The 13,421-nt window shown below is 53.0% G+C and carries 15 protein-coding genes and 1 tRNA gene; 15 read left to right on the top strand and 1 reads right to left on the bottom strand.

Annotated elements, in window-relative coordinates; all coding sequences use genetic code 11:
- The first annotated feature begins 3 nt into the window (after positions 1–3).
- The 7 genes from nuoH to nuoN are packed head-to-tail and all read left to right on the top strand — an operon-like array spanning position 4 to position 7,423.
- Positions 4–993, top strand: coding sequence for an NADH-quinone oxidoreductase subunit NuoH (nuoH, locus tag F8I07_RS08335; RefSeq protein ID WP_292658252.1), 990 nt, complete (start codon positions 4–6; stop codon positions 991–993).
- Between the two features lie 9 nt (positions 994–1,002).
- Positions 1,003–1,626 carry an NADH-quinone oxidoreductase subunit NuoI gene (nuoI, locus tag F8I07_RS08330; protein ID WP_292658249.1) on the top strand — a complete coding sequence of 208 codons (624 nt, stop codon included), beginning with the start codon at positions 1,003–1,005 and terminating at the stop codon, positions 1,624–1,626.
- A 6-nt stretch (positions 1,627–1,632) separates the two neighbouring features.
- Complete coding sequence (locus tag F8I07_RS08325; protein ID WP_292658247.1) at positions 1,633–2,196, top strand: NADH-quinone oxidoreductase subunit J; 564 nt, start codon at positions 1,633–1,635, stop codon at positions 2,194–2,196.
- Entirely contained in the window at positions 2,193–2,495 is a 303-nt protein-coding gene (gene nuoK, locus F8I07_RS08320; RefSeq protein WP_292658244.1) for an NADH-quinone oxidoreductase subunit NuoK, read from the top strand. The genes F8I07_RS08325 and nuoK overlap by 4 nt, the downstream gene beginning before the upstream one ends.
- A 3-nt stretch (positions 2,496–2,498) precedes the next feature.
- Positions 2,499–4,391 (top strand): NADH-quinone oxidoreductase subunit L, encoded by a 1,893-nt coding sequence (gene nuoL, locus F8I07_RS08315; RefSeq protein WP_292658241.1) that lies wholly within the window; start codon positions 2,499–2,501, stop codon positions 4,389–4,391.
- 12 nt (positions 4,392–4,403) lie between these two features.
- Positions 4,404–5,933 (top strand): NADH-quinone oxidoreductase subunit M, encoded by a 1,530-nt coding sequence (locus F8I07_RS08310; protein WP_292658238.1) that lies wholly within the window; start codon positions 4,404–4,406, stop codon positions 5,931–5,933.
- On the top strand, positions 5,933–7,423 hold the full coding sequence (gene nuoN, locus F8I07_RS08305) for an NADH-quinone oxidoreductase subunit NuoN (RefSeq protein ID WP_292658236.1): 1,491 nt from the start codon (positions 5,933–5,935) through the stop codon (positions 7,421–7,423). The genes F8I07_RS08310 and nuoN overlap by 1 nt, the downstream gene beginning before the upstream one ends.
- A 43-nt stretch (positions 7,424–7,466) precedes the next feature.
- On the opposite strand, the gene miaA is transcribed toward nuoN, so the two are convergent.
- Positions 7,467–8,417 carry a tRNA (adenosine(37)-N6)-dimethylallyltransferase MiaA gene (gene miaA / locus F8I07_RS08300; RefSeq protein ID WP_292658233.1) on the bottom strand — a complete coding sequence of 317 codons (951 nt, stop codon included), beginning with the start codon at positions 8,415–8,417 and terminating at the stop codon, positions 7,467–7,469.
- A gap of 165 nt (positions 8,418–8,582) precedes the next feature.
- On the opposite strand from miaA, the gene F8I07_RS08295 reads away from it, so the two are divergent.
- From F8I07_RS08295 to tatA, 8 genes are all read left to right on the top strand, one after another.
- Positions 8,583–9,053, top strand: a complete 471-nt coding sequence (locus tag F8I07_RS08295) for a hypothetical protein (RefSeq protein WP_292658230.1) — start codon at positions 8,583–8,585, stop codon at positions 9,051–9,053.
- A gap of 20 nt (positions 9,054–9,073) precedes the next feature.
- On the top strand, positions 9,074–9,625 hold the full coding sequence (locus F8I07_RS08290; RefSeq protein ID WP_292658228.1) for a CDP-alcohol phosphatidyltransferase family protein: 552 nt from the start codon (positions 9,074–9,076) through the stop codon (positions 9,623–9,625).
- A 155-nt stretch (positions 9,626–9,780) separates the two neighbouring features.
- Positions 9,781–10,650 carry a menaquinone biosynthesis prenyltransferase MqnP gene (gene mqnP, locus F8I07_RS08285; protein ID WP_292658226.1) on the top strand — a complete coding sequence of 290 codons (870 nt, stop codon included), beginning with the start codon at positions 9,781–9,783 and terminating at the stop codon, positions 10,648–10,650.
- Positions 10,651–10,711: 61 nt separating this feature from the next.
- Positions 10,712–11,452: a uracil-DNA glycosylase gene (locus tag F8I07_RS08280; RefSeq protein WP_292658223.1), complete on the top strand. Its 741-nt coding sequence runs from the start codon at positions 10,712–10,714 to the stop codon at positions 11,450–11,452.
- Between the two features lie 50 nt (positions 11,453–11,502).
- A tRNA-Arg gene (locus tag F8I07_RS08275) sits at positions 11,503–11,579 on the top strand.
- Between the two features lie 236 nt (positions 11,580–11,815).
- A complete protein-coding gene (locus tag F8I07_RS08270; RefSeq protein WP_292658219.1) occupies positions 11,816–12,424 on the top strand; it encodes a hypothetical protein in 609 nt (202 codons plus the stop codon).
- Positions 12,421–13,056 (top strand): guanylate kinase, encoded by a 636-nt coding sequence (gene gmk / locus F8I07_RS08265; protein WP_292658217.1) that lies wholly within the window; start codon positions 12,421–12,423, stop codon positions 13,054–13,056. Before F8I07_RS08270 ends, gmk begins: the two co-directional genes overlap by 4 nt.
- Positions 13,057–13,126: 70 nt before the next feature.
- The gene (gene tatA, locus F8I07_RS08260) at positions 13,127–13,363 is read left to right on the top strand and encodes a twin-arginine translocase TatA/TatE family subunit (protein WP_292658214.1); all 237 of its coding nucleotides are present in this window, start codon (positions 13,127–13,129) and stop codon (positions 13,361–13,363) included.
- Positions 13,364–13,421 lie beyond the last annotated feature (58 nt).

The following is a 13,421-nucleotide window of genomic DNA, read 5'->3' as shown; positions in this document are numbered from 1 at the left end:
GTCATGGATGGATATATCATCGGAACAATTATCAAGGCCGTCCTGGTCCTGGCGATCATCTCCGCCCTGGCGGGATTCGGAACCTATATCGAGCGGAAAGTCCTTGCCTTTATGCAGCGCCGTCTCGGCCCCACGCATGTCGGACCTTATGGTCTGCTGCAGATCCTGGCCGACGGGATCAAGCTCTTTACCAAAGAAGATTTCATCCCCAGTGGTGCCAATCGCCTGATCTTCATGGTCGCCCCGGTGATTACGGCAATGACCGCCTTTATCGCGTTGGCAGCGGTACCGATGCTGCCGGAATTCACCCTCTTCGGTGTGACCGTCCGTCCCATCATTGCCGATATCAATGTGGGGATCCTCTTCGTTCTGGGAATGATGGCAGCCGGCCTCTACGGGCCGCTGCTGGCGGGACTGGCCCAGCACAACAAATGGGGACTGCTGGGGGCGGCTCGGACAGCGGTACAGTTCCTGAGTTACGAAGTGGTCACCGGCCTCTCTATCCTGGCACCTATCATGATCGTCGGTTCCCTTTCCCTGATCGATTTCAACAACTATCAGGCCGGAGGAATGGGATCCTGGCTGATCTGGAAACAGCCGCTGGCCTTCGTTCTCTTCCTGATCGCAGGATTCGCCGAGACCAACCGGACCCCCTTCGATCTGCTGGAGCATGAAGCGGAGGTGGTCTCCGGATACGCTACCGAGTACAGCGGAATGCGCTGGGGGATGTTCTTCATCGGGGAGTATGCCAACATGATCACCATCGGCTTCCTGGCCTCCCTGATCTTCCTGGGAGGATTCAATCCCTGGGGCTTCATCCCCGGCGGTCTGGCGATCATCTTGAAGGTGAGTTTCTTCTTCTTCCTGATGCTCTGGGTACGGGCCTCCTGGCCGCATATCCGGCCCGATCAGTTGATGTGGCTCTGCTGGAAAGTGCTGATGCCTCTGGCGGTAATCAATGTGACCCTCACCGGTCTTGTCATGATGTTTTAAGGAGTGGCTATGAGTCTGGAACAATTCAAGAACAGGAACGTCGGCACCCAGGCGTATCGGATGCTGGACCTGGAGCCGACTCCCGAGACCGGGTGGGGGCGTTTCAAACGGGTCGTCCGCCGCAGTGTCAAGCTGGAACTCTTCACCGGACTGAAGGTCACCTTCCGGGAGATGATCAAAGCGCTTTTCATGGGAGAGATGCATACGACGAAATATCCTTTTGAAAAACTCCCCATCGCTCCGCGTTACCGGGCGATCCATGAGATGAAGCGCCTGCTGGAGAGCGGTCACTACCGCTGTATCGGCTGCGGACTCTGCGAAAAGATCTGTATCGCCGACTGTATCCGTATGGATACCCGTTACGACGAGAATCAGCGCAAAGAGGTGAGCGAATACACCATCAACTTCGGACGCTGTATCTTCTGCGGCTACTGTGCGGAGGTTTGCCCTGAGCTGGCGATTGTCCACGGTGGACGCTATGAGACCGCCAGTGAGCAACGGGCCAGTTTCGCCCTCTTCGAGGACATGCTGACCCCGCTGGATCAATTGGCCCAGCAGAAGGAGTATCCCGGTTTCGGTGCGGTCTCTCCCGATGCGGACGAGAAGATCAAAAAAACACCGTTGGCCTACTAAGGAGTCATGATGGAAACTTTTGCCTTTTACTTTTTCGCGGTTCTGATCGCGGGTCTCTTCCTGGTGACGGTCCTGAGTCAGAACATTCTCTATGCCATGACTTCCCTGGCGGCGGGAATGGTGCTGATCTCGGGACTCTTCTTCATTCTGGGAGCCGATTTCCTCGGGGTGGTGCAGTTGATTGTCTATGTGGGGGCGGTCATGGCCCTTTACGCCTTCGGAATGATGTTTTTCGATGCCACCGGTACGATCAAAGAGCGCCACAGCCATCCTGCTTTGGTCTTTCTGCTTGGGGGACTTTCGGCGGTCCTGATGGTGGTGATTTTCGCCGCACCGCAGATCGGAGAGCATGTTGGGGTCCTCTATCCCGCGGCTGCCGGAGCCAATAATCCCCAGGCGGTGGGCCTGGTGCTTTTCACCAAATACCTGGTTCCCTTTGAAGTGGCGGCGGTGATGCTGCTGGTAGCGATGATCGCCGGGATCATCCTGGCGGGTAAAAAGATGGAGCGCAGTCTCTCCAAAATCAATGACGATGAGCTGGAACAAAACAGCGGAAAGGATGAACGATGATCGGATTAAGCCACTATCTCGTACTCTCGGCGATACTTTTCAGTATCGGCTTGGTGGGGGTGATCCGGCGTCGCAACCTGCTGATGCTCTTTTTTGCTACGGAGATCATGCTCAATGCCGCCAATATCGCCTTTGCCGCGCTTTCAAGCTATATGCACGATCTGAGCGGTCAGATGTTTGCCTTTTTCATTATCGCGGTGGCGGCCAGTGAAGTGGCGGTAGGTCTGGGACTGTTGATCCTGCTTTACAAAAAGTACGGGTCTCTCGATCTCGACGACTATACAATGCTGAAGGGGTAAGCGATGGAAACTTTGGTATATACTGCACTCTTTGCACCGTTGGCGGGTTCGGTCTTCGCCGCACTCTTCGGCATGCGGCCCAAGACCCTTTGGACCGGCGTGGTTACGTCGTTGCTGCTTTTTGTTTCGTTTGTCTCTTCGGCGATGTTGCTCAAACATGTTGCGACCGTTGGGCCGGTGCATGTGGAACTGATGGATTGGATCGTTGCGGGAGATATGCGGGTTCCCTTCGGCTTTACCGTGGATCAGGTGACGGCGGTAATGATGACCGTGGTTACGCTGGTCTCCACTGTCGTCCATATCTACTCCAACGGCTACATGGAACATGACAAAGGGTTCAACCGCTTCTTCAGTTATCTGTCGGCCTTTGTCTTTTCGATGCTGGTTCTGGTCATGAGTGACAACTTTCTGGGTCTCTTCATCGGCTGGGAAGGGGTCGGAGTCTGCTCCTGGCTGCTGATCGGTTTCTGGTATCACAAGCCGGATGTGACACGGGATGTCAATCCCTCCATCTCTCCCTCCTGGGCGGCGAATGAGGCCTTTATCATGAACCGGATCGCCGACCTGGGGATGTTGATCGGTATTTTCCTGATCTATTGGAACGTCGGCTCCTTGAACTATCGGGATGTCTTCGCAGCGGTTCCCCAACTGAGCCACGGTATGTTGGTGCTCATCGGGATTATGCTCTTTATCGGCGCGATGGGTAAATCGGCTCAGTTTCCGCTGCATACCTGGCTGGCGGATGCGATGGAAGGTCCTACTCCCGTCTCGGCTCTAATTCATGCGGCGACGATGGTAACCGCCGGGGTCTATCTGGTCATCCGGGCCTTTCCCCTCTACAGCCAGATTCCCGAGGTGAGCTATTTCATCGCGGTTCTGGGAACTTTTGTCGCAATCTTTGCCGCTTCGATGGCCTTGGTCAATCGGGATCTCAAGCGGATCATTGCCTACTCGACCCTCTCCCAATTGGGCTATATGTTTGCCGCGGCAGGATTGGGAGCCTATTGGGTGGCCCTTTTCCATCTGGCGGCTCACGCCTTTTTCAAAGCCCTTCTCTTCCTGGGGGCCGGGAACGTGATGCACGCGATGCATGATGAGCTGGATATCTTCAAGATGGGGGGGCTCAAAAAGGTGATGCGCTGGACCTACGCTTATATGGGGGTCGCCTCCCTGGCACTGGCCGGAATCTGGCCCTTTGCCGGCTTCTTCTCCAAAGATACGATTCTCGAGGCGGCTTTCAATGAGCACAGTTACGGCATCTGGTTCGTCCTTTGGCTCACGGCGGGACTGACTGCCTTCTACAGTTTCCGTCTGGTTTTCCTGACCTTCCTGAGTGATGAACGCTACAAACAATATGGATTCCACCCCCATGAAGTCCAGAAATATGTACTCTGGGCGATGTTCCCTCTGGGATTGTTGGCGGTAGTTTTCGGTTGGTGGAAAGAGGATTTCGTCGCCTTTGTCACCCGGTTCCTGCCGGCTTATGAGATGAGCGAGCATACCGAGCATATGGTATGGATCCTGACGGTTGTGACACTGGCGATAGCCCTTGGCGGTATTGCCCTCGCCTATATCATGTATGCCAAGCGATTGCGTCGGAATGAAAAGATTGAGCAGAGCCTTCCCTATCGGATCTTGAGCAATCAATACTATATTCCGATCTTTTACGAGAAGGCGTTTGCCAAACCCTATGCGGAGCTTTCAGATATCGCCTGGAAAGAGATCGATCAGCAAGTGGTTGACGCCACGGTTGACGGTATCGCCCATATCATCGAAGAGACCGGAGACGGCACGCGACGGATGCAGACCGGCAATCTGTCCGATTACCTCAAATGGATGGCGGCCGGAGCCCTGATTCTGGCAGTTCTGGCTATCTTCGTCGCAATGAATCACTAAGGAGAGAAGGGTATGGAAAATATTTTAAGTGTATTGATCTTTTTCCCGCTTGTGGCGGCGATGTTGGGATTCGTGGTCAAAAAGGACGCGATCCGTGTCTACGGCATCACCGTAGCCGCCATCGAGTTTCTCCTGACGCTCTGGCTCTGGTTCTCCTTCGATGCAGGCAACAGCGGCTTCCAGTTTATCGAGTTTGTTCCGCTGATCAGCGACTTCGGAATCAACTATTATCTCGGAGTTGACGGGATCAGTCTCTTTATCGTTGTGATGGCAGCATTGATGACTTTGATCGGTATCGTGGCACTGGGAGAAAACATTAAAGATCTGAAAAACATGATTATCACACTCCTTTTCCTTGAAGTGGCGATGATCGGCGTTTTTGTCTCCCTCGATGCAATCGTCTTCTACCTCTTCTGGGAATTTTCTCTGGTACCGATGCTCTACATCATCGGCGCTTGGGGAGGGGAGAAACGACTCTATGCCGCGATCAAGTTCTTCATCTATACTTTTGCGGGTTCACTGATCATGCTGGTGGGTATGCTCTACATCGCTTACGTCTATCAGTCGGTGGCGGGCGTCTGGAGCTTCTCGCTGACTGATTGGTATGCCTTGGTGCTGCCCATCTCCGTTCAAAAATGGCTCTTCTGGGCCTTCTTCCTGGGCTTTGCCATCAAGGTCCCGATGTTCCCCTTCCACACCTGGCTCCCCTATGCCCACGGTCAGGCTCCTACCGTCGGTTCGGTCATCCTGGCGGCGGTACTGCTGAAGATGGGAACCTACGGTTTCGTCCGGTTCTCCCTGCCGCTCTTCCCTGATGCGTCGGTGGCCTATATCCTGCCGGTAGCGATCCTCGCGATTATCATGATTATCTATACCGCCATGGTCGCTTATGCGCAGAAGGATATGAAACAGGTGATCGCCTACTCCTCGATCTCCCACATGGGGGTGATCATGCTGGGAGTCTTCGCCATGAACCCCGAAGGAATCACCGGTTCAGTCTTCTTCATGCTTTCTCACGGGATTGTCTCCGGAGCTCTCTTCCTCCTGGTCGGGGTCATCTATGACCGCCGCCATACCAAGCTGATGAGTGAGTTTGGCGGCTTGGCGGCGGTGATGCCCAAATATGCCGTGATCTTCGGGATTATGCTCATGGCCTCTGTCGGCCTTCCGTTGACCATGGGGTTTGTCGGAGAGTATCTCTCTCTGGCAGGTTTCTTCAAAGTCTCTCCGGTTTTGACCCTACTGGGAGGATTCTCTATCATTCTGGGAGCCGTCTATATGCTCTCCCTCTACAAAAAGAGTTTCTTCGGTCCCGTGACCAAAGAAGAGAACAAAAAGCTGCATGATCTCACGGGTCGTGAACTGACAGCATTGGTCCCGCTGGTGGCCATCGTGATCTGGCTGGGGATCTATCCCAAGCCGGTGCTGGTTCCCATTGACAACAGTGTCAAGGCGCTGGTCTCCTTTATGGAGCAGAAAGCCCAGACCCCTGAAGCGAAGCAGGTTATTCATGTAAGCAGAAGCACCAAGGAGGCGAAATAATGTTACAGCCTATTCATGTCAGTATGGCATCGCTCAATCTGATCACCCTCTCTCCGATGTTGGTGATCATCGGCGGGGCACTGTTGATCCTGATCATTGACCTGATCAAAAAAGATCTGCATAAGTCGCTCTATGTGATGCTTTCGATTTTGGTACTTTTTGTCGACTTTGGTGCGACGCTCAGTTTGGGGATCAATGAACGCGGTTTCTTCGATGTGATGCTCATCGACGGTGTTTCGGTGGTTTCGCAGCTGCTGATCCTGATCGCTTCGATGCTCTTCGTTCCTCTGGCCCTGACGTCGAAGCGCTTTCATGAATTCTCCTATCCGGAGTTTTTCTCCCTCTTTCTCTTTATGGTAGCCGGCTTCCAATTCATGGTAGCCACCGACAACCTGATCTTGATCTTTATCGGACTGGAGACGGCATCGCTGGCGCTCTACACTCTGATCGCCATGCACAACACCCCGGGATCCCATGAAGCGGCCATCAAATATTTCACGATGGGCGCACTGGCTGCCGGCTTCTTTGTCATGGGTGCCGCGGTTCTCTACGGGCTTACCGGAGCAGTGGAGCTCTATGATATCGCCAAGGTTTTCCAGGCGCGTTTGAGTGAACCGGGTATCTCTATCCCGCTGATCGGGGGAGCTCTGCTGCTGATGGTTGCCATCGGTTTCAAGGTCTCGTTGATGCCGTTCCATCTCTGGACGCCGGATGTCTATGAAGGATCCAGCGCCCCGATGGCCGGGTATATGTCCATCGTTCCCAAAGTGGCGATGATGGTCGTAGCGATGCGGATCCTGGGCCTTTATGTGGATATCGGCGTCGAGCCTGTCCGCTGGATGATCATTATTCTGGCGGTCGTGACTATGACTCTCTCCAACATGATGGCGCTGGTCCAGGAGGATGTGAAGCGGATGCTGGCCTACAGCTCCATCTCCCATGCCGGATTTGTCATGGCGGCACTGGCGCTGGATACCACCAAGGCCTATACCAGTATCTTCCTCTACTATGGACTTTTCCTCTTTACCAACCTGGGGGCCTTTACCATGCTGTGGATCAGCCGACGCAAGCATCCGAGCCATCATAACCGCTATCACCACCCCTACATCAAGTTCTCCGGCCTGATTCATACGGCACCGATGGCGGCGGTAATCATGGCGGTCTTTATGCTCTCGTTGACAGGGGTCCCTCCCTTCAGCCTCTTTTGGGGTAAGCTCTATGTTATCAGTGCGACAGTCGATGCCGGTTATATCTGGTTGGCGGTTGTTATGGGACTCAACAGTGCCATTGCCGCCTATTACTATCTGAAACTGATTGTCTACATGTTCCTGAAGCCGCCGGTCCAGGGTGTCGAGCTGATCGGAGCCAACAAATCCAAGCCCCTGGTGGTCATTGTCGGAATTGCTGTACTCTTTACCACCCTCTCGGTCTTTATCATTCAGCCGCTCTTGAGCTATCTGACTTATATGGTGAGTGTGAGCGGATATTGACGGTATAAGTTTAATGCCCCGCTCTCGCGGGTATCCTGTGATCCTACGCTAGGATTTTTCCGATTTCCTTTTTCAACCCCTCTATATCACTTCGTATTACATCTTGAAACTGTGAACGGTTGAAGGTTCGCTGACGTTTGGCAAGTCTGGCAGTATTGGTGATGATTCTTTCTCGCATTTGAGAATAGTCCAGTCGCCCGTCAAAATAGTCCAGAACTTCAACGATGCCGATAGCTTTCATGGATTGGGGAGATCGTCCGTATCGGCTCTCCAGTGTGGCGATTTCATTCACAAGCCCGGCACGCAGCATTCCGTCGGTCCGATGAATGATCCGCTCTCTCAGCTTTGCGCGATCAGTCTCGATTTCAAAAATCGGCAGCGGTTCAGTGATCGGTGAAACGGGAGGGTGGAGACGAAAATATTCTAGGGGTTCGAGTCCGGTTTGCAGGGTGATCAGAAGCGCTTTTTCGAGACGGTAACGATCGCCTGAACCTAGGCGTTTAGCGGTATCCGGGGCAAGTGCTTGCAAACGTTCAAAGGCTTTGTCCGGTCGGGTAAGCAATGTTTTGACTTCAAGGCGAATTTCCTCGGCTATCGGGGGAAGCGGGCTGACACCCTCTATCAGAGTCTTGAGATAGAAACTGCTTCCTCCGACGAGAATCAAGACCTTGCCCTGACGCGCTGCTTTGGCGGCTGCTTCGTGATAGAGTGAGACAAAACGTAATACATCGAAGGATTCGTCCGGAGCCAATATGTCAATACCGTCATGAGGTACCGTGGTTAGTTCCCGAGAGCTGGGTTTGGCCGAGGCGATGTCGATCTCCCGGTAGATTGCCAGAGAGTCGAGAGAAAGGATTCGCCCCTCATATTCTTGTGCAATCTCAAGCGCCAGGGCACTTTTGCCGCTGGCAGTCGGTCCGATGATAGCGACTTGTCGTAATGAATCTTTCATAAGCATAAGTGCATCATAACAAAAGGCACTGAATCCATCCATATCTTTCTGTTTGCGGCGTCATTCTTTCTCATCATACCAAGAGAAAGAAATGTGATGGAGAAAAAGTGCCGATCGACACTGGGGAAATCCCCTATTCGATCTATAAGTGTTATGTCGGCACTGTGCTATAATACTTTATGTTACCAACGAAGAAAGTAGGGCATCATGGCGAGAAAATTTAAAAGCTGGGATCATCTATATGATGAGCGAACGTTGAAAATCGGTATCCGCCTTTACCAGGAAGGCGAACTCCCTCTGGAGTTTCTCTATCGGCTGATGTCTGCCAGACGTCTGAAAAGTTTTTCGATCATTGTGATCCACTCCCCGGTTGAGGGTTTCGGAGAATTTCTAAAGCAACAAAAACGAAAAACCGATTTGCTTTTCGAATTGGATAAAGAAAATGAAGTTTACGTCTTTTTCTGTCAGGAGACCAAAGTAGAAGGAGGCTATCTCTTCCTCAAGCGTTTGATCCGGACAGGGCAAGAGGAGTTCCCGGAGATCTATGCGAGTATCGTAGGAATTGAAAGTACACAGTATCCGATACGGGATCTGGTCTTTATTGTTCTGGACGGATTTGTCAAGACCATCGATGCTGAGACGGAAGAGGGAAGAGTCCTCTACCGTACGGTACGCTAAATACCTTTCAAGGTTTAACCTTGAGATTGTGGGAAAAAGAGAATCGCTACAACCTAGCGAATCTGATAACGTTTGGAAATATCGCCTGCGGAATTTTGGCCCTCTACTTTATCGGCCGGCGGGAGTTTGCGGTGGCGATTGTCCTGGCGTGGATCGCCGGGGCTCTGGATATCGCTGATGGCAAAGTGGCCCGAAAATTCGGACTGTCGACGGAATTTGGGATTCAGTTGGATAGCTTTGCCGATTTTCTCTCTTTTGTGATCATGCCAAGCTTTCTGCTCTTTTACGCTCTGGAAAAGAGTTCTCTCTTTCAAGAGATCGTGCTGGGAATTGTTTTTATCTTCTACATCATCAGTGGGCTTCGGCGACTGGTGGAGTTCAACCTCAAGGTGGATGCAGGTACTGTGGAGAAGTATTTCGAGGGGGTGCCCACGCCTTTGGGCGCGATTCTCCTCTGGGTGCTCTATCTGTGCTATCGCTACGGAGTCATCGAATCGGTTTGGGTTATCGGAGGGTTGGTCCTGCTGATCGCCTGGTCGCTCAATTCTAAAATCCGGATTCCGCACCCGTAGAGCGGGAACCCTGTTCCCGAATGAGGAATGAGTAATTTGGGGGCGTTGCTTTGCAATGCGATTTTTTGGAGGCGGGAATTCATTCCCGCCCTGGAGTGTGGTCAAAAGAAAATAAGAAATTTTGGAGTGATCTACACTCTTTATAAAGGGTGAATTTGGATACGGTATCGCTAAAAAAGAAACTTTCGGACTTTTCCGAACTGGTGATGTTTCAGCATTCGGTCTTTTCTCTCCCTTTCATCTTTGTGGCGATGGTGGTAGCGGCCGAGGGATGGTTCGGGTGGCGGCTTCTGATTCTGGGGGCTTTGGCGGCGGTGACGGCACGCAATTATGCTATGGGGGTCAATCGTTATCTCGATCGGGATATCGACGCGCTCAATCCGAGGACCCGCAACCGCCCGTCGGTGGACGGCAGAGTGAACGGGGCACAGATGATCGGTTTTATCCTGCTCAATGCACTGGGATTCATTCTGGTGGCTTGGGCGATCAACGACCTGGCGTTCAAACTCTCAGTTCCCATACTTCTGATATTGGGAGCCTATACCCTCTTCAAGCGCTTCAGTGCTATGGCCCATCTCGTCCTGGGGCTCTCACTGGGATTGGCCCCGATTGCCGGAGCCATCGCCGTGGAGGATCGGATCCCCGGATGGTCTCTCTGGCTGGCGGCGGGGGTGACCTTTTGGGTGGCAGGGTTCGATCTGCTCTACAGCCTGCAGGATATGGAGTTTGACCGGGAGCATGGGCTCCATTCGATCCCTTCCCGACTGGGGGCGAAACGTACTCTGGCCCTAGCAGCTCTTTTTCACGGGGTCACCGTCGTCTGCTGGGAACTTTTTGTCCAAAGTGCAGACCTGGGAGGCTGGGCGCAGCTGGCGGTGGTCTTTTCGGCATTGATGCTGGGGTACGAGCACTATCTGGTTCGCAAGGATTTCACCCAGATCGACCGGGCTTTCTTTACGGTCAACGGCTATTTGGGGTTTGTCTTTTTCGGATTGATCGTCATAGACGTGCTAATGAGAAATTAGCAAAGAGAAATGAAAAATGAGACATGAATATTTATCGGCATCCGGGGCGAAAGAGGGAAGGTTGAAAGACCTGTTGAGGCTCAACGGAGTCGATACGGTCTGGGATCCGATCCTGGTGCCGGCACTGGAAGCCCTGGAAGAAGAGTATCGGGAGTGGTTGCTGGAGGGGGAAGGGTATATCCCTGCCAAAAATCGTCTTCTGGCAGCTTTTTCCACGCTTCAGCCGGAGGATCTGCGTTATATCCTTTTCGGACAGGATCCCTATCCTCGGGAGGAGAGTGCCATCGGTTACGCCTTTATCGACGGAAGAGTTGACAAAATCTTTTCTGAAAAGGGTCTGAGCAAAGAGGTCAATCGGGCGACGAGCCTGCGGAACTTCATCAAGATGACCCTGGTGGCCGACGGTCGTCTCGATCCGGCCGAGACCTCCCAGGCGGCTATCGCCGCTCTGGACAAAAATGATTTGATCGATACGATGCAGGAATTGCGTCACAACTTTGAGACCGCCGGTGTACTGCTGCTCAACATGGCATTGGTCTTCAGCGGATCCGAGGCTTCCCACCGTCATATCCGGGCTTGGCGGGGATTTGTGGAAACACTACTGGAGGGATTGAGAAAGGAGGCTCCGACGCTGATCCTCTTCGGAGCCCATGCCCGGGAAGTGGAGCGTCTCTCTGCGGCGGAAGGCTTGCCGAGAATTGCTCTGGAACATCCCTATAATCATAGTTTCATCACCAATCCGGAGGCCCATGCGTTGTTCGGGCCGATGAAGCTTCTTCGCAGAGTTTGGGAGGAAAATTAAACTTTATTTTCTCTTAAGCATTGATCGGATAGAATTCGGCTCCAAAACATGCGCCCGTGGCTCAGCTGGATAGAGCATCTGATTGCGGTTCAGAAGGTCACAGGTTCGAATCCTGTCGGGCGTACCACTTCACTCTTCCTCCAATTTTATCGTGATATGACATCTTCAAATTGATCTTCCCATAGCCTTTAGTCGATCCTAGATATAATACTTTCATTACTACAGGTTCAAACTGCCAAGAGAGCTTTTGAACAATCGAGGCAGATACTGTCATCATCCCGGTGAGAGTATCGTCAGAGATTCTTGAAGGTAGGGACAGAGATATTCCGGAGTTATCTCCGGCAAGCAAAGAGAAGGAGAGCTATGCGTATTTTGCTCTTGAGTAGGAATCGTGTTGTTCAGGAGTTGGTCAGGTTGGGGTTGCGTGAGATTGACGGGGCAGAGCTCGAGATCGTCAACGGTGCCCAAGGTCCCGCTTCGGATCATTACGATGTCATCCTGGAAGAGGATCGTTTTCTTGAGGGATTTGGGGAGATCGGGATCGATCATCTGCTTGCCGGACGCCGTCTCCTGCTGGGAGATCCTTCACTGCTTCCGGAAGAGAGTCGTTTCGATGCGGTTATTCCCAAACCTTTCCTGCCGGCGGATATCCAAAAAGCCCTCCGGCTGAAACCGATAGAGGAGAACAGACCTGAGAGGGAAAATATTCGGGATTTTCTCGAAGAGGAGGGAGTGACTCCGGAGGAGAGTACCGAGATTCTGGACGAGGAGGAGATTTTTCGAATCCGTCGTCTGTTGGAGGGAGAGATCGACGAGCCTGTTGCGCAGATGCAAAGCGAAGCGGCAGAGCAGACAATCGATGCGGAGACTTTTTTGGAACTGGTGGAGCGTTTTCGGAGTAAAAAGCTGAAAAAACTTCTCCGGGGTGCGACGATACGTCTGACCATCGAATTTCCCGAGGAGGAGTTATGAACGATAGCGGTGCAATTCTGATCCTTTCGGGCCCCAGCGGGGCGGGGAAAAGCACGATCATCCAACGGGCAGAGCCTCTTATCGGAGATTTCTACTTCTCCATCTCCACGACCACCCGTCCTCCGAGAGAGGGGGAGGTCCACGGGGTGGACTATTACTTTACCGACAGGGAGAGTTTCGAGCGGGAGATTGCCGCCGGGGAGTTTCTGGAGTATGCCCAGGTCCACGGCAACTACTACGGCACTTCCCTCAAGCCGGTCCGCGAGGCATTGGCCGAGGGGAAGCTGGTGATTTTCGATATCGATGTCCAGGGGCATCGCCTGGCAAGGGAGCGGATGGGGGACCGGATCACCTCCGCCTTTATCACGCCCCCGACCCTGGCAGAACTGGAGCACCGTCTGATGAGCCGCTCCACCGATGACCCCGCTACGGTACAAAGACGCCTGGAGAATGCCCGGGAAGAGATCCGGGCTCTGGAAGAGTACGATTTCCTGATCGTCAACGACGACCTGGAGAAAGCGACAGAGGAGTTCGTCTCCATCGCCCGGGCGGCCCGGCTTCGTCCGGGGCACGCGGCTCTGCAGCGTTTCCGGGAGTCCTGGTTGGCCTCTGTCAACAATGCCCCTCATTAAAAAAGTTCCAGTATAATACTTCCAAATTCACTAGAGAGAAGCGCTCCAGCGCGGATGAAAGGATCAGACGATGGGTATGCCTAGCGGATGGGAACTGCTATTGGTCGTGGGGGTGATTGTCCTCCTCTTCGGCGGTAAGAAGATTCCCGAACTGGCCAAAGGCCTGGGAAAAGGGATCAAGGATTTCAAACAGGCGGTCAAAGAGGATGAGGAGTCTTCCGAAACGCCGGCCAAAGAGATCGAGAACAAAGAACAGAGTGCTTCTGCCGAGCAGAGCGCCGACGTCAAAGAGAGTCAAAAGGCTTGAGTGCCCCGGGAGTTTGCTCCCCTCTCCCCGGCTCTTTGGAGCCCTCTTCATATCATTC

This window comes from Nitratifractor sp., from assembly GCF_015487065.1.
Taxonomy (GTDB): Bacteria; Campylobacterota; Campylobacteria; order Campylobacterales; family Sulfurovaceae; genus Nitratifractor.
This window is presented reverse-complemented; position numbering and strand designations above follow the sequence as displayed.